This is a genomic window from Enterococcus faecalis, assembly GCF_029024925.1.
Classification (GTDB): Bacteria; Bacillota; Bacilli; order Lactobacillales; family Enterococcaceae; genus Enterococcus; species Enterococcus faecalis.
Genome location: NZ_CP118962.1, coordinates 1,780,121 through 1,797,429, shown reverse-complemented (window position 1 = coordinate 1,797,429; position 17,309 = coordinate 1,780,121). Strand labels below are relative to the sequence as shown.

16 protein-coding genes are annotated in these 17,309 nt (G+C 35.8%); 12 read left to right on the top strand and 4 right to left on the bottom strand.

The window, feature by feature from the left end; genetic code table 11:
• Positions 1 to 43 precede the first annotated feature (43 nt).
• The 12 genes from PYW42_RS08910 to comGD all read left to right on the top strand — a co-directional run bounded on the left by PYW42_RS08910 (position 44) and on the right by comGD (position 14,186).
• On the top strand, positions 44 to 949 hold the full coding sequence (locus PYW42_RS08910) for a prenyltransferase (protein WP_002360016.1): 906 nt from the start codon (positions 44 to 46) through the stop codon (positions 947 to 949).
• A gap of 28 nt (positions 950 to 977) precedes the next feature.
• Positions 978 to 2,189: an NAD(P)/FAD-dependent oxidoreductase gene (locus PYW42_RS08905; protein WP_002411392.1), complete on the top strand. Its 1,212-nt coding sequence runs from the start codon at positions 978 to 980 to the stop codon at positions 2,187 to 2,189.
• Between the two features lie 313 nt (positions 2,190 to 2,502).
• A complete protein-coding gene (locus PYW42_RS08900) occupies positions 2,503 to 4,926 on the top strand; it encodes a DNA translocase FtsK (RefSeq protein WP_002411391.1) in 2,424 nt (807 codons plus the stop codon).
• 130 nt (positions 4,927 to 5,056) lie between these two features.
• The gene (locus tag PYW42_RS08895) at positions 5,057 to 5,758 is read left to right on the top strand and encodes a GntR family transcriptional regulator (protein WP_002356983.1); all 702 of its coding nucleotides are present in this window, start codon (positions 5,057 to 5,059) and stop codon (positions 5,756 to 5,758) included.
• Between the two features lie 117 nt (positions 5,759 to 5,875).
• On the top strand, positions 5,876 to 6,625 hold the full coding sequence (locus PYW42_RS08890) for an ABC transporter ATP-binding protein (RefSeq protein ID WP_002381711.1): 750 nt from the start codon (positions 5,876 to 5,878) through the stop codon (positions 6,623 to 6,625).
• Entirely contained in the window at positions 6,615 to 8,444 is a 1,830-nt protein-coding gene (locus PYW42_RS08885; RefSeq protein WP_002391458.1) for an ABC transporter permease, read from the top strand. The genes PYW42_RS08890 and PYW42_RS08885 overlap by 11 nt, the downstream gene beginning before the upstream one ends.
• 124 nt (positions 8,445 to 8,568) lie before the next feature.
• On the top strand, positions 8,569 to 9,642 hold the full coding sequence (rlmN, locus tag PYW42_RS08880; protein ID WP_002356987.1) for a dual-specificity RNA methyltransferase RlmN: 1,074 nt from the start codon (positions 8,569 to 8,571) through the stop codon (positions 9,640 to 9,642).
• Between the two features lie 289 nt (positions 9,643 to 9,931).
• Positions 9,932 to 11,260 (top strand): APC family permease, encoded by a 1,329-nt coding sequence (locus tag PYW42_RS08875; protein ID WP_002362058.1) that lies wholly within the window; start codon positions 9,932 to 9,934, stop codon positions 11,258 to 11,260.
• Positions 11,261 to 11,499: 239 nt separating this feature from the next.
• Positions 11,500 to 12,468 carry a competence type IV pilus ATPase ComGA gene (gene comGA / locus PYW42_RS08870; RefSeq protein WP_002401324.1) on the top strand — a complete coding sequence of 323 codons (969 nt, stop codon included), beginning with the start codon at positions 11,500 to 11,502 and terminating at the stop codon, positions 12,466 to 12,468.
• A complete protein-coding gene (gene comGB / locus PYW42_RS08865; RefSeq protein WP_002401325.1) occupies positions 12,425 to 13,471 on the top strand; it encodes a competence type IV pilus assembly protein ComGB in 1,047 nt (348 codons plus the stop codon). Before comGA ends, comGB begins: the two co-directional genes overlap by 44 nt.
• Entirely contained in the window at positions 13,471 to 13,746 is a 276-nt protein-coding gene (gene comGC / locus PYW42_RS08860; protein ID WP_002356991.1) for a competence type IV pilus major pilin ComGC, read from the top strand. Before comGB ends, comGC begins: the two co-directional genes overlap by 1 nt.
• Positions 13,743 to 14,186 (top strand): competence type IV pilus minor pilin ComGD, encoded by a 444-nt coding sequence (gene comGD / locus PYW42_RS08855; protein ID WP_025189135.1) that lies wholly within the window; start codon positions 13,743 to 13,745, stop codon positions 14,184 to 14,186. Before comGC ends, comGD begins: the two co-directional genes overlap by 4 nt.
• 27 nt (positions 14,187 to 14,213) lie before the next feature.
• Here comGD and PYW42_RS08850 read toward each other — a convergent pair whose 3' ends face one another.
• From PYW42_RS08850 to PYW42_RS08835, 4 genes are all read right to left on the bottom strand, one after another.
• Positions 14,214 to 15,362, bottom strand: coding sequence for a tyrosine-type recombinase/integrase (locus tag PYW42_RS08850; protein ID WP_002389015.1), 1,149 nt, complete (start codon positions 15,360 to 15,362; stop codon positions 14,214 to 14,216).
• A gap of 74 nt (positions 15,363 to 15,436) precedes the next feature.
• Entirely contained in the window at positions 15,437 to 15,766 is a 330-nt protein-coding gene (locus PYW42_RS08845; RefSeq protein ID WP_002369911.1) for a hypothetical protein, read from the bottom strand.
• A gap of 14 nt (positions 15,767 to 15,780) precedes the next feature.
• Entirely contained in the window at positions 15,781 to 16,545 is a 765-nt protein-coding gene (locus tag PYW42_RS08840; protein ID WP_002389030.1) for a LysM peptidoglycan-binding domain-containing protein, read from the bottom strand.
• A 117-nt stretch (positions 16,546 to 16,662) separates the two neighbouring features.
• Positions 16,663 to 17,301 carry an ImmA/IrrE family metallo-endopeptidase gene (locus PYW42_RS08835; RefSeq protein WP_002389292.1) on the bottom strand — a complete coding sequence of 213 codons (639 nt, stop codon included), beginning with the start codon at positions 17,299 to 17,301 and terminating at the stop codon, positions 16,663 to 16,665.
• Positions 17,302 to 17,309 lie beyond the last annotated feature (8 nt).

Sequence of the window (17,309 nt, the reverse complement as noted above, 5' to 3'; positions counted from 1 at the left end):
TTTAAAAGTAACAAAGTTTGTAAAAAAGTAGCGGAGGGATAGTTTGAATCGAGAAATATTTTTTGAATTAGTAGAATTAAAAGCAAAAACAGCGAGTGTTTTGCCATTTTTGTTAGGAATTTGTTTTAGTTGGTACCAATATGGGCGGCTCCATGTTGGTTATGTTTTAATTTTTTTCATTGCGATGTTTATTTTTAATATGGCGGTCGATATTTTAGATAATTATAATGATTACCATCATGCTACAGAAGTTCATGATTATAAGGAAAAAACGAATATTATCGGTCGAGAAAATTTATCTTTGCCATTAATACGCAAAATGATTTTTTGGATGATTCTCGTTTCTGCTTTAATGGGGATTGGGTTGTCATTTATTGTTGGCTGGCCGTTATTAATTATGGGTCTTTATTGTTACTTAATTGGTATTTTTTATTCATCAGGACCGAAACCTTTGTCCAGTCTACCATTAGGGGAAGTTTTCTCAGGATTTACAATGGGGTTCATGATTACTCTTATTTGTGTCTACATTAATACGTTTGAAGTTTTCAATTGGTCAGCAGCTAATTTATGGGGGATTTTCTTAGTCGCTTTACCTAATACTTGTTACATTGCTAACTTAATGTTAGCAAATAATATCTGTGACTTAGAGGAAGATGAAAATAACAAGAGATATACATTAGTTCATTACCTTGGCAAAGCAAGTTCTTTGAAATTATTCGTCGGATTAAATACAATAGCAATGTTAGCCATTTTGTTAGCTGTCGGTTTAGGATTAACCCCGCCAACAATGTTACTCATGCTTTTAACTTTACCTTTTGTACGGAAACAAACCCAAGCCTTACTGAAGGAACAAGTGAAGAGTAAAACATTTGTTTGTGCTGTGAAGATCTTAGCTGTGGGAGCAACTGCACAAGTGCTATTTTTTGCCATAGGTTTGTGGTGGCTGTAAATTTTTTATAGAGTGGAAGGGAATCAAAATGAATAAGAAACATGTTGTTATTTTAGGTGCTGGTTACGCAGGCTTAAAAACATTACGCGAATTACAAAAAGGCGCCAAAGACGTCGAAATTACTTTAGTTGATCGTAACAACTATCACTACGAAGCAACGGACTTGCATGAAGTTGCTGCTGGAACACAACCAGCTGAAAAAATCACATACAATATTATGGATGTTGTCGATGAAAAAATGACCACCTTTATCCAAGGAACAGTTAAAACAATTGATGCTGCAACACAAACAGTTGCTTTAGAAGATGGTCAAACAATCAATTATGATTACTTAGTTGTTTCTCTTGGGTTTGAATCAGAATCATTTGGTATCCCTGGTGTGCAAGAACATGCTCTACAAATGGTAGATGTGAAAACGGCTTTAAACGTGTATGAACATATCCAAGAACAAATGCGTCAATACAAAGCAACTCAAAACGAAGAATTCTTAAAAATTGTTGTCTGTGGAGCAGGCTTTACAGGGATTGAATTATTAGGTTCTCTTGTTGAAAATAAACCAAAATTTGCTGAAATCGCAGGTGTCTCAGCAGATCAAATCCAAATTTATTGTGTCGAAGCAGTTACTCGCCTATTGCCGATGTTTAACGAAAAACTTGCGAACTATGGTGTGCAATTATTAAAAGATTCAGCTATTCATTTATTATTAGGTAAACCGATTAAAGAAATCAAACCAAGCGCAGTTGTTTATCAAGATAACGAAGCAGGCGACTTGGCAGAACTTTCTGCTAAAACAATTATTTGGACAACGGGTGTTAGTGGAAGCCACGTTGTAGGCGATTCTGGCTTTGAAGCTCGTCGTGGTCGTGTCATGGTTCAACCAGATTTAACAGATGCGAACCATAGCAACGTCTATATTATTGGTGACTGCTCAGCAGTTATGGATACAGAAACCAATCGACCTTACCCAACAACAGCACAAATCGCCTTGAAGATGGGCGCTCATGCTGCTAAAAATATTCAAGCACAATTGAAAGGGGAAGCAACTAAACCTTTCAGCTTTAAATCACAAGGTTCTGTTTGTTCTGTCGGAAATACACGTGCTTTAGGAATTGTTGGTAAAACAGACATTAAAGGATACCCAGCTTCATTCATGAAAAAAATTATCATGAACAAAGCGCTCTTTGAAACAGGTGGTACCAAAGAAATGATGGCTAAAGGTCGTTTCGACTTATACCATTAAGAATCAGCAAAATAAGAAATAATGAGGTCGGGACAGAACCGTTTAGCTCCGAGAAATAAGAAGAAATTTCCGAAAATTGCTCTTTAATTTTTGGAGAATTTCGGCTTATTTCCGAAGGAGTTGGTTCTGTTCCCGCCGTTTATCAGTTTTTGAGCGTGGAGCAAAAATCCAAAGTGATTTTTGTCCCACGCTCATTTTTCTTAAATGAAAGTTTTTAAAAAATTTCTATGATTTTTCAAGTAAAATGAGGTGGGCACTTTTGTTCGATTCCATTTTTATGTATAATGAGAAGTGATGGAAAGAGGGAAGTTAAATGGCACAAAAAAGAGCAACAAATAAGAAAAAAAGTACGACAAAGAAAAAGACCAAAAAACAACAGCAACAACAAGAACGTTTAAATTATATGTTTCTTGGCCTGATTTTTATTTTATTCGGTGTCTTTGGACTCTTTCGCTTAGGGTTTTTAGGCACGTTATTAGCGAATTGTTTACGCTTAGTTGTAGGTAATACCTTTCCATTTGCAGCGATTTTACTAATCCTGTATGGCTTATTAGTCATGATTTATGGGAAAGATTTTCCGTTAAAAAGAGGGCGCCCTATTTTTGGGGCTGTTCTGATTTATATTAGTGTTTTGTTATTTTTCCATGCCTTTATGTTTCGAAATGTTAGTGGCAGTCAACCAGATATTTTAGGTAACACTTGGGAGTTTTTGCAAAGCGATCTAAAAGCCAACCAAGTGACGCAAAACGTAGGGGGCGGTATGATTGGCGCGCTGCTTTATCAAGGAACGTACTTTTTGGTGGCACAATTTGGCAGCTATTTAATTGCTACATTGCTACTGTTAGCGGGTATTTTCTTGATGAGTATGTGGGATTTTCAGCAAATTGTTGATCATTTCCAAAGTATTCAAGATCGCCTAAGTCATGTTTCGGCAAAATCACAGGCGCGACAAGAAGAAAAAGAGGCGAAGCGAGCAGCGAAGAAAGAAGCCAAAGCTGCAGAACGCCAAGCAAAAATTGAAGCCGCTGCCCAACAAAAATTACAAAAGCGGGAACGCATGGAACAAGCGGCAGCCGAGCGCTTAACAAAAACACCTGTTGAAACCCACCAACCAATGATGGAAGAACCGGCCGCACCAACGCCTGTTCAAATTGATTCGTTTCAACAGCAAAATCAGGCGATGCCTGTACCACCAATTGCAGCAACAAAACCGCAACGAGAGCAGGAAGAAGAGGCGGCAGATGAAGCTGGTGTTCTCGAATTTGAAATTTCTGAAGAAGCGGAAGATCGTGATTATCAACTACCACCAACTGATTTGTTAGATACAATTCAAGCAACGGATCAAAGTGGTGAATATGAAAAAATCGAAAAAAATATTGGCGTCTTAGAACAAACCTTCAAGAGTTTTGGTGTTGATGCTAAAGTAGTCAAAGCTAGTTTAGGACCATCTGTCACAAAATTTGAAGTTCAACCCGCTGTTGGGGTAAAAGTTAGCAAAATTGTTAACTTGACGGATGACATTGCTTTAGCGCTTGCGGCCAAAGATGTTCGTATGGAGGCCCCAATCCCTGGCAAATCACTAATCGGGATTGAAGTTCCTAATAGTGCAATTAGTACAGTATCCTTTAGAGATATTGTTGAGGCACAACCAAGTCATCCAGATAAACTATTAGAAGTACCTTTAGGTCGAGATATTTCAGGGATGGTTCAAACTGCGGATCTATCAAAAATGCCGCATTTATTAATTGCGGGATCGACAGGGAGTGGGAAATCGGTTGCTATCAATGGCATCATCACAGGTATTTTGATGCAAGCGAAACCCCATGAAGTAAAATTAATGATGATTGACCCGAAAATGGTAGAATTGAATGTGTATAACGGGATTCCTCATTTATTAACGCCAGTGGTTACTAATCCGAGAAAAGCGGCCCAAGCCCTGCAAAAAGTAGTTCAAGAAATGGAATTTCGTTATGAAAAATTTGCAGCAACAGGCGTCCGAAATATCACTGGTTACAATCAACTAATTCAACAGAAAAATGCGGAAGATGGCGAAAATCGTCCGATTCTGCCATTTATTGTTGTCATTGTTGATGAGTTAGCTGATTTAATGATGGTGGCAAGTAACGAAGTAGAAGATGCGATTATCCGCTTAGCCCAAATGGCACGGGCAGCGGGCATTCATATGATTTTAGCGACACAACGGCCAAGTGTGGATGTCATTACAGGAATCATCAAAGCAAATGTCCCTTCTCGAATGGCTTTTGCAGTCTCAAGTGGGACAGACTCGCGTACCATTATTGATACTAACGGGGCGGAGAAACTATTAGGTCGAGGCGATATGCTCTTCTTACCAATGGGAGAAAATAAACCAATTCGTATCCAAGGGGCCTTTATCTCTGATCAAGAAGTCGAACGAGTGGTTGCGTTTGTAACGGACCAACAAGAAGCTGAATATCAAGAAAGCATGATGCCAACAGATGAACCGACCACTTCAGGCGGTGGCGAAGCTCCTCAAGATGAGTTGTTTGAAGAAGCGAAAAACTTGGTGGTTGAAATGCAGACAGCTAGTATTTCGTTGCTACAAAGACGTTTTAGAATTGGCTATAATCGTGCGGCTCGCTTAGTAGATGAATTGGAAGCACACGGAGTTATTGGACCATCAGAAGGTAGTAAACCAAGAAAAGTCTTTCTACAAGCGGAATCAGAAGAGGCAGCACCTGAGACGCCAGAACAATAAACAAAAAGAACAAAAATAGATAAATTTATCTATTTTTGTTCTTTTTTTATAATTTCAGCAAAGCATCATGTTATAATCATCATTTTCTGGTAAAATAGAAAGGAATAGTGCGGTTGGGAGGGAGCGTATCATGAGAAGAAAGAGCGTGCTTTATTTAGAAGTAGCAGATCAGATTAAAGAAGATATTTTGAGTGGCAAGTATCCAGTAGGAACGTTTTTACCAACAGAAACAGAATTGGAAGAGATGTTTAACGTTAGTAAAATTACGATTCGGCGGGCAATCGAAATGTTAGCAACGGAAGAATTTGTTGAGAAAAAAAGTGGCCGAGGCACAACTGTGTTAAGCAATCGTCCCTATAATAAACTATCAAAAGCAGGGACATTCACTGAATTTTTGAATGAATCAGGTCAGAAAGTCACTAAAAAAGTTTTACAAGTTGAAAACTTGACGTTGTCAAAAGAGATGCCGGCTTATCAATTTTTAGGAGAAGAAGTGGTTCACCTTTCACGGTTATATCTAATCGATGAACAACCCTATATTTATTTTAATTACTATTTGCCAGCTGCCATGAAAGACGTATCATTGACTGAATACAAAGAAGAATCCTTGTATCGTTTGATGGATCGCCATGCCATTGAAATTTATAAATTTGAAGACCGTTTTGAAGTTGCAACTTTGACAGAAGCAGAGCAAAAGATGTTGCAAACAACTGAAACAACGGGCTTAAAAAGAATTCGGCGTTCGTTAAGCCCAACAGGTCGTTGCGTAGAATATTCAGAAGCTATTTATAATACGAAGATTCATCCTTATGTGATTGAATATGAAGCATAACTTTTAAAAGAATAACAGTGCACTTACATTAATGTAAGTTCATTGTTATTCTTTTCTATTGTTGTTTTTTTTCGTTTTCGATACACTAAATGAGTGAGAAGAATAGGAGTGGAAAATATGTTAGAAGTACAAAATTTGAAAAAAGTTTACGGAAACGAAATTAAATATGAAGCTTTAAAAGGGATTAATTTAACTGTCCAAGATGGTGAATTTATTGGTATTATGGGACCTTCTGGAAGTGGGAAAAGTACACTTTTAAATTTATTGGCAACAATCGATAGTCCAACAGACGGTGAAATACTTTTAAATGGAAAAAATCCAAACAATTTGAATCAAGAACAAATTGCTAAATTCCGTCGTACAGAATTAGGATTTGTTTTTCAAAGCTTTAATTTAATGCCAACATTAACTGTTGAAGAAAATATTATTTTGCCATTGACGCTTGATGGAGAAAAAGTCTCTGTAATGAAACGACAATTAGCAGAATTAAGTGAGCGTTTAGGTATCAATCATTTGTTGAAAAAACGAATTGCAGAAATTTCTGGTGGACAAGCACAACGGGTCGCCGTTGCTCGGGCAATGATTCATCATCCACAATTATTATTGGCTGATGAACCAACAGGAAACTTAGATACGAAATCATCTAAGGATGTGATGGGCTTGTTACAACAATTAAACGAAGAAGAAGCGGCGACTATTTTAATGGTAACCCATGATCCGCTAGCCGCAAGTTATTGCAAGCGCATCGTCTTTATTAAAGATGGTGAATTAATTGATGAAATTGTCCAAAATGGCAATCAAAAAGAGTTCTACGATTTAATCATGGTGAAACTGGCTGAGATTGAAGGTGTCGATAATGAATTTTAATCAGTTTGTTATAAGAAACACGATTCGAAATAAGCATTTATACTTGGCTTATTTCCTAAGTACAATGTTTTCTGTGATGATCTTTTTTACGTTCACTGGTTTTGTCTTTCACCCAGCCTTAGCTAATGGTTTAAATCCTAAAGCACAAATGGGAATGACGGCTGCGGCTATTATAATCTATGGTTTCTCTTTCTTATTCGTTTTATACTCGATGGATGTCTTTATCCAATCTCGGAAAAAAGAGTTTGGAACCTTGATGATTCAAGGGATGAGTCCAAAACAGTTAAAGAAAATGATTTTTATTGAAAACTTAGTGATTGGTTTCTTTGCTACAATTTTTGGTAGCATTTTAGGTGTTGGATTTTCACAGTTTATTTTATGGATTAGCAATTTATTGATGCATCTAGGTTTAGGTTTTTATTTGCCAGTGATGCCGTTTATCATTACTGTCATTTCATTTGCGGTCTTGTTCTTAGTAATTTCTTTCTTTATTCAATTCCGCTTGCCAAAAGCGACACTTCAAGAGCTATTAAAAGCAGGAGAAATGGGTAAAGGTGAAATCAAAAGCTCTAAAGTTAAATCTTTCTTAGCCGTGTTGCTTTTAGTTGTCGGTTACGGAATTGCTTTAGTTGCTAAGGGACAGTTAGTTTTAATGGTGATGTTCCCAGTAATTTTCTTAGTTATTTTAGGGACAAAATTCTTATTTGACCAATTGAGTGTTTCTGTCATTGAACGTTTAAAACGGAAACCAAAAATCTTTTGGAAAAAAACCAATATGGTCGTTTTATCAGATTTAGCATTCCGCATGAAAGATAATGCACGTTCGTTCTTCTTGGTTTCGGTGATATCAACGGTTGCTTTTGCTGCCATTGGAACGTTATACGGCGTGAATGAGATGATTTTTAAAGGAATAAGTTCTGTACCGTACGAACTGACATTGTCTGATTCGACCAACCCAGAAAATCAAGAAATGAAACAATTTGCGACAAAAACATTCCAAGAAAAAAATATTCAGTTTGATCAGATTGATTACACAATGTACAAAACAAGTGCCGGTATCCAATTAATCAAAACATCTGAATATAATAAACTCGCAAAATTTATAGATGAACCAACTTTAACAGGTGAGAAAGTAGTTAATTTATCACAAAAAGATGCTCCTTCTGCTGCATCAGTAGATGTCAAATCTGTTCAATTGGCAAATGATCAAGTTTTAAACATTGATAAAACAGAAGAAACCAATGTATTACCGACTTTTGGCGGTGTGGTTGTTATCCCAGATAGTACCTCAACAGATGGAATCAAAGCGGAAACAGAAACAATTTGGCAGCCCAAAGCAGGAACCAATCGTGAAGAATTGATAAAAGCAGAAAATATTATTGGTGACAAGTATCCCATGTTAGTAGGAACAGCTGCAATGTCGGCAGCCATTACGCAATATTATACGCCAGTTCTTTTTGTCGGACTATTTATCGGTATCGTGTTCTTTGTTTCGGCGGGTAGTTTCTTATACTTCCGTTTATATAGTGATATGAATACGGACGTTGAAAAATTCAAGATGATTTACAAACTTGGCTTGACGAAAAAAGAATTGAAGAAAATGATTTACCAACAAGTAGGTATTTTATTCTTTACCCCAATTGTTGTTTCATTTATTCATGGAGCTGTTGCTTTGAAAGCAATGTATGCCGTGTTAGATCAGCCAATGCAATTAGCTGGCTGGCAAGTTTTAGGCGTTTTCTTATTGATTCAGGTCGTTTACTATTTAATTGCTAGAACGTTCTACTTCAAAAAAGTTTATCACTTAGTGAAAGATTAATTATAAAAAATCGTTAAGCATGCACGCTTAACGATTTTTTTTGATGTTCTTCGTGATATTGCATTCAAAGTGAGAATACGTTATAGTTATGAAGCGAATGTAATAGCAGAAATGAGGAAAAGAAATGCAGAAAGAATCCATTTATGGACTGACGAGAGAACAGCTTGTGGACTGGTTTTTAGCCCATGGCGAGAAGAAATTTCGCGCAACACAAGTGTGGGAATGGTTGTATACAAAACGTGTTGCTTCATTTAGTGAAATGTCGAACATTTCTAAATCGTTGATGACTTTATTAGAAGAAAATTTTTCATTAAATCCATTAAAACAAGTCATTGTGCAAGAAGCGCAAGATGGTACCGTGAAATATTTATTTGAATTACCAGATAAAAATATGATTGAAACAGTCTTGATGCGTCAAGAATATGGATTATCTGTTTGTGTGACCACTCAAGTTGGCTGCAATATTGGGTGTACATTTTGTGCTAGTGGGCTATTAAAAAAACAAAGAGATTTAACTGCTGGCGAGATTGTTGCCCAAATTATGTGGGTGCAACATTATTTCGATGAACGTGGGTTGGATGAACGTGTTAGCCATGTCGTTGTGATGGGAATTGGTGAACCATTTGATAATTATGCCAATGTCATGAACTTTTTACGAACGATTAATGATGATAAAGGTTTGGCCATTGGTGCCCGCCATATTACAGTTTCAACAAGTGGTTTAGTGCCAAAAATTCGTGAATTTGCAGACAGTGGACTACAAGTAAACTTAGCAATCTCATTACATGCTCCTAACAACGAAGTTCGTACATCAATTATGCGGATTAATCGTAGTTTTCCAATTGAAAAATTAATGGCAGCAATTGATGAATACATTGAAAAAACCAACCGACGTGTTACATTTGAATATATTATGTTGAGTCAAGTGAACGACCGACCAGAACATGCTCAACAATTAGCAGATTTACTACGGAATAAGAAAAAACTTTCTTATGTTAATCTGATTCCGTATAACCCGGTGAGTGAACACGATCAATATAGCCGAAGCTCTAAAGAAGCGGTTTTAAAATTTTATGATGTACTCAAAAAGAATGGCATCAATTGTGTTATTCGTAAAGAACACGGAACAGATATTGATGCGGCTTGCGGACAATTACGCAGTAAACAAATGAAAAAAGAAAAAGTCAAAAACCAATAACATAGTTAAAATCGGATCAGAAAGGTTTCTTTTTGATTCGATTTTTCGTTTATTTAATAAAAAATCGTCGGTTTTTCAATTCTTGTTTATAAACAAAAGATGAATGCTCTAAAACTTTTATGACAAATTTTCTTTTTGTGGTTTTCAAACTTGAAATTCTAAAAGAAATAGCTATACTGAAAAGAGATCGTCACAGAATTTTTCATGAAAACAGCTATTATTTTCGTTATCTTTTCAAGAAAGTGAAATTTTGTTACGCTTGTTTAGTTTAAATGAAATGAGGGAGTCTATGGAGAAAAAGCAATTAAAAAGAGAGATAACAACGTTTGGTGCGTTATCCACGGTAATGGGTACGGTGATTGGCGCTGGTGTTTTCTTTAAAGCTGCGAGTGTCGTTGGACACGCACAGTCAGCTAGTTTAGCTATCTTTGCTTGGGTGTTAGGTGGTGCCTTAACCATTTGTGCAGGATTAACCAGTGCCGAACTTGCTACAGCAATCCCTGAAACAGGTGGCGCAGTGAAGTATATTGAATATACATATGGTAAATTAGCTGGTTTTCTTTTAGGGTGGGCACAAAGTATCATTTATTATCCTGCCAACATTTCGGCGTTATCCATTATTTTTAGTACACAACTAATCAATTTGTTTCATTTATCGGCAAATTTATTGATTCCAATTGCCATTCTTGCGGGAACCAGTATCACAATAATTAATTTATTAGGAACAAAAATTGCTTCTTTGGTCCAATCAACGACATTGGTGGTAAAACTGATTCCAATTGCCTTGATTTCTTTAGTAGGATTATTTACTCCCGGACAGGTAGCTGTTTCACTTTTTCCTGTTGAAACAACAGCGAATACTGGCTTTTTAGTTGCTTTTAGTGGCGCCTTAGTCGCCACCATGTTTGCTTATGATGGATGGCTGGGTGTGGGTAACGTGGCTGGTGAAATGAAGCGACCAGAAAGAGACTTGCCTAAAGCCATTATTTTTGGTTTGTTATTGATTACTTTAATTTATGCCTTAATTAATTTTGTGTTTCTAAAAACATTACCAATTGAGCAAATCGCTGGGAATTTGAATGCAGCTTCGGATGCTTCTGTGGCTATTTTTGGACCAATTGGCGGCAAAATCGTAACTATTGGGATTTTAATCTCTGTATATGGTGCGTTAAACGGCTACACAATGACAGGGATTCGGATTCCTTATGCCTTAGCCTTAGATAATCTGATGCCTTTTAGTCGTCAGTTTCAAAAGTTGTCTAAACGCTTTGTTGTTCCTTACGTTGCTGGAATTTTCCAGTTAGCTGTAGCCATTATCATGATGTTTTTCGGAACCTTCGATTTATTGACGGATATGTTAGTTTTTGTTATGTGGCTGTTTAATCTATTAATTTTCTTAGCTGTTTTTATTTTAAGAAAACGAGAACCTGAATTAAAACGACCGTATAAAGTTCCTGGCTATCCAATTATTCCAATTATCGCAAGTCTAGGTGGTATCTTCATCTTGGTTACAACGAGTATTACACAGCCTATTCTAGCATTGATTGGTATAGGGATTACGCTTCTAGGAATTCCAGTTTATTTAGTTAATAAACAAAAAACGAAGCCAAAAACGTAAACGATCCAATCGGATTATCATAGTTTTTCTCAAAAATTTTGTGATTCAGAGAAATTTTTGAAAACTAAACGCAAGATTTTTTTAGTATAATACTAAGTGTCTAGGAGTTCCACTATTTTGGGGAAGATAGATGGACAGCGCAAACTTCAAAAAAAGAACCTTCATCTTAATGGTGAAGGTTCTTTTTTTGCTGAAATCATAAAATAAATGCGTAGTTTATTAGTGAGAGGAGGAAATGAATGACTGAAAATGTAAAAAAATTGGCTCATCAATTAATTGAATGGGGCGTCCTTCATGGGGCGCAAGACGTTTATTTTTTACCCAATGATACCGAAATAGCCATCTCTTTTCGGACAGGGATGCAACGGACACTTTACACACAAGTTTCCGCAGAAATAGGCGAAAAGTTAATTTTCCACTTTAAATTTATAGGCGGCATGGATGTCGGAGAAAGACGAAAAGCACAATTAGGCGCGACAACTTATCTAATTGGCGAGACGAAGCAACGCTTGCGTTTATCATCTGTGGGAGATTTTCAGAATCGAGAGAGCTTGGTAATTCGTTTTTTGCACCGATTTGGTGAACAAGCTGAACATTTTTTCTTTCCCCACCAGCTGAATGAAATTGAAGCATCTTGTCAGAAACGAGGACTTTATTTATTCAGTGGGCCAGTTGGTTCTGGGAAAACAACAACCATGTATCGTGTGGCTAAACAAAGAAGTGGCGAACAACAAGTGATAGCGATTGAGGATCCTGTTGAAATTGAGGAAAAGCGGTTTTTACAGTTGCAAACAAATGAAAAAATTCAGTTAACTTATGAAGCCTTAATCAAAGTTTGCTTACGCCATCATCCTGATATTTTGATTATTGGTGAAATTCGTGATGGCGAGACGGCTCAAGCAGTTATTCGAGCCGCCTTAACGGGTCATACTATTTTTGCGACAATTCACGCCCGTAACTTATTGGGGGTGCAACGGCGTTTGATAGAATTAGGTGGCCCAGAGCATGAATTGGCTGAATGCTTGCAAGGTATCATTTATCAACAGATTTTGACAACCACGATTAATAAGGAACAAGTAGCGGGAATTCTTTATGATTATTTCTTCTTTAAGGAAGCCGTTATAAAGAGTAGTTGGCAAAAGAATCTAAGAAAGGCGTGGGCGTATGGGTTTATTACAGAAAAAACGTATTTTCAAGCCATCGAATAAATTAACGAAAAAACAACAGCAGCTTTTTCTGAAACTATTAGCGGATTTGCTTGCAAATGGTTTTAATATACAAGAAAGTTTTTCCTTCATGAAAAAATCAAACACCTTACCTCAGCGCAGTATAACTTTTTTAGTTGAAGGCTTTTCCTCAGGCATTGCCTTACAAGCTTTAGTCGAAGAATTAGGATTTTCAACAATGGTCTCGGCACAATTGTCGTTTGCTACTGCACACGGGGATTTGGTAGGGACACTACAAGCGATTTCCGAACATTTTTTTCAAACGGAAAAATATCGGCAACAGTTCTATAAAATAATTAGTTATCCGCTGCTCCTGATTGCTTTTTTGATTCTCGTCATTGTTGGTATTCGGCAATTTTTATTGCCCCAATTAATGGAAAATGATGCCAATAGTTATTCTAAAAATATTGGGATTCTTCTGATTGTTTACAGTCCATACATTCTGGTTACCTTAGTTTTTGTCCTCTCATTTAGTTTCTTCATTTTAAACCGTTATTTGAAGCATCAGTCTGCTATTCAGCGGGCCTTCGTATATCTGAAACTGCCAATTATCCGTGGCCTTTATCGGGAATACGTCAGTGCTTTTTTTGCACTAGAATGGGGGAAGTTGCTTGCACAAGGATTAGAAATGAAAGAGGTCATCGATTTGATGCGCCATACAACCAATTACCCCTTAATGAAAGAATTAGCTGGAGCAATTAGTGAAGGACTGCTAGTTGGTGAAACCTTACATAGACAATTAGCTGCTTATCCTTTTTTTACAAAAGCATTGGGTTTAATGATTCAACAAGGAGAAGTAAAAGGAAAATTAGGCAAGGAGTTGATGGTTTATAGTAATGTCTGTTTCCAAGGTTTTTTCAAAAAAATTGAACGAGTCATTACTCTCGTTCAACCACTTATTTTTATCATAATTGCTTGTTTAATTATCGGTGTTTATGGGGCAATGTTGCTGCCTATTTATGGCAATATGGAAGGAGTTTTATAATGAAAAAGAAACAAAAATACGCGGGGTTTACATTATTAGAAATGTTGATTGTCTTATTGATTATTTCCGTATTGATTTTACTTTTTGTCCCTAACTTAGCGAAACATAAAGAAACAGTTGACAAAAAAGGCAATGAAGCAATCGTAAAAATTGTAGAATCACAAATCGAGCTCTACACACTAGAAAAAAATAAGACGCCTTCCTTAAATGAATTAGTCAACGAAGGCTACATTACTAAAGAGCAGTTAGATAAATATACAGCAGAAAAGCAATGAACAAGTCAGCAGGATTCACATTAATGGAAACACTTGCTAGTTTAACGATTGTTTGCTTTATGACTATGCTCCCAACACTCGCTATTCACCGCTGGCAAGAAACATTAAAAATTGAACAGTTTCTTGCTACGGTAGAAAAACAACTTCGTTTTGCGCAACAGCAAGCAATTGTTTTAGAGGAAACACAAGAAGTTTGGTTTTTTGAAGAACAACAAAGCTTTTCATTTCCTGATAAATTGAACCAACCAGCTCGAAGGACTTCGCTAGCTGTACCTGAAAAAATGACAGTGAGTGGCCCAAGTAAACTCAGTTTTCTTCATTCGTCAGGGAACAATGGCCGTTTAGTGAAATATATTTTTACTTGGACTGAAAAGAAACAGCAACTTATTTTACAATTTCAGATGGGGAGTGGTAGAGCGTTTATATATCAATGGTTTTGAGTGTTTTTGCCACAGATTTACCACAAATCACAAGTTCTCAATAAGTTTATCCATCATATCAGCTGTTTCTTTTTCTTCTTCTTTTAGCACATCGCTATAAACATCCAAAGTTATATTAATATTCTTGTGTCCTAACCGAGTTGAAACGTACTTAATGTTTGCTCCTGCTTCAATTAAAAACGTTGCATGGGTATGTCTTAGGCCGTGTACGGTTATGTTTTGAACTTCTGCTTTTTCACATAACAGGCGAAACATATACGTAATTCTTGATTGTTTGATAGGTAAATTTCGAGAACTTAAAATAAAATAGTCCTTATCGCTTAAAATTATCCCTTCTCTAAAAAGCCGTTCTTTCTCATGATTTTTGTATTTTTTTATTAAAGTGAGTAATGAGTTGTCAAAATAAACTTTACGAATACTAGTTTTTGTTTTCGGCTTATTTTCACCATAATCGCCACGTGTAGAATTGATATCGAAATATTTTTCGTTTAAATCAATATCACTCCAACGCAGCCCCATCAATTCACCTTTTCTCATTCCAGATTTTAGCAGAGTCAAAAATATAACTTGCGTTTGAATATCTTCGTTTTCTAAAACCGCTATAAATCGCTGTAATTCCTTTTTAGAGAATGAACGAACATTATTACTTAAATCAAATTTAAAGCCTGTTAGCGTGTTGCTAGGGATGATTTGATTGTGTACCGCAGCGTTAATCATCCTCATTACAATTTTATGCCACGTTTGAATCGTGGATTCTGTATATTTGTTTTCTTGTCTTAATTTGTCAATAAATTCTCGCTTATAGGTAATCTTATTTAAAGAAGATAGTTTCTGATTTCCAATTAATGGTGATATGTGAAATTTGATAGCAGATTCAATATTTTGTTTTGTTGAAACACTCCAATTGTCTTGGGCGTAAGGTATCCAGACTTTGATCCATTCATCTATGGTGAGTTGTTTATTTTCGATGAAGGAAGTATTTTGTGTTTCTAAATCATATTGGATTTTTAGCAATGCTTTATTCGCCGCTCTTTCACTTTCAAATCCACGTTTGCTAGCTTCTTTTCGGTGTTTTAGAGAGTTGTAATAAGGATAGCGATATCCCCAAAAAGTTCCTTTTTTGTTTGAGTACGAAAAAACATATTTGTATTTTTTGGACCAATTTAGTTTCGCCATAGTTTCACCTCCAATATTCATTTAAAGCCCCTAACATGAATCGAACATGCTAGAACTCACCAGAGAGGGGAGAATTATTTTTTATCGAAAGTAATTATCCAAGACCCCATAAGGTTTTCAACTTTCTTTATTTTTGCAATTACTTTATCCCCTGTTCTTACATCTGGATTTTTGCTTGAAACAAAGTTTAAATGATCTCCAGTTTGAATTGTATATCCTAATGAGCCATCAGGAACATATTTATCAACTGTAAATTGCACAGTTTTACCTGTTAAATCTTCGCCGTTATTTAGTGCTGTTTCAGCTTCTTTACTAGTATAATCAGGCTTAACTTCTTTAGTTCCGCATGCAGTAAATACAATAAGCAATAGTAGTGTATAAATAAAATATTTAATCTTTTTCATAAAAGTTCTCTCCTTTATTTAATTCTTAGTGGTTGACCAGGATAAAAAACAGAGGTGTCAATGCCTGGATTTAGTGCAAATAGTTGTTCTAAGGTTAATCCATTCCTCTCAGCTACTTGTCGAGCTCCTTCGCCGCTTCGTACTTTGTCATATACGGGTTGTTCAACTTCAGAGCTTTGAGGTTGTTCAATTGCTGAAGATGATTGAGTAGATGGCAATGGTTGTTGTGATGTAGAAATTTCCGTGTTAACAGCAGCTAATTCGGTATACAAGTCTGTTAACTTATTTGCTTCAGCAGTATAAACATCTGTTAGTTTATTTGCCCATGATTCATATAATGAATAGTCGTCTTTATTAGAAAGTTGTATGCTTGCCATTTCCGAAATTCCAGCATTTGAAATATCTGCTAATTTTCCTATTTTAGAGTTTAAAACCTCAGCTAATGCTGAAACATTGCCTTTTATAGGTTCTCCTTCATTTCGCAGTTCTTCAATCAATATAGGTGTAGTTGTAGTCAACTTTTGAGTATAAGTCTCTAAAATTTGGGAATAGGTAGACCCACCTAATTCCATTTGAGTTGTTTCATCTGTTTGTGTACTTGAATAATGTATAGTTGATGACTCACTACTTGAGCTATTAATTTTTTTAGAATCAGAAATATCTTTCTTTTCGGATGTAATTGTGGTAGAGCTTGAGTTTTGCTTTGAAACCTGTTTAGTTTCGTTAGAACAAGCAGTCAGCAGTAATAATGATAAACTTAAAGTAACAATTTTTTTCATTTTTAAATTAATCCTCATTTCTGTTATAATATACTTGTCAGTAAATCTCAAAATGAGGTTTAAGTCCGTGTGCCCAGCACGGACTTTTTTTGTTTTAATTTTACCATTGCTAAAAATCTATAAAACCATCTTCACATAACTAATTAATTTTGTTGAATCATAGTTATATCTATATTGATTAATAGCTGATCTAGCTAAGCATGTATTTAATAAGAATATTTTTGTTAAAAAATCATATAACCTTACGTATAGTGCTGCAGCACTCATTTCAAATTCTTCGCAAATTTGACGGAAAGACATTTGTTTTTGTAAACATTCTTTCAATGCTTCATTGTTTATTAAAGCAAGGGATGCAAATATATTAGCTCTTATTTCTTTTGGTTCATCTTCGCTAGTGTATCCTTTTCCAGTAATTAAATCTGAAAAACTTTGAGACTTGCATTCCTTATTCATATCAAAAAAATAATGTGCAGATTCATGAAGTATTGAGAAATTTTGCCTTCCTTTAACCATTGTTGAATTATAGGAAATTCCGCATTTATCGTGAAATCTTATTATATTTCCTGAAAATATTTTTCTTGAAACATCACCGAAACTATAGGGAATTATGTCAACATTTTCTACGTCAATCATATAATCTTTGTAGTGTTTCCATCTTAACTCTTTTAATTCAATTCCATAGTAATTAGCAACTTTTTCAATAATAATATATGTCTGGTCATGATATTCAAAATAAGTATCGTAGTCTAAATACATAGGGTCAT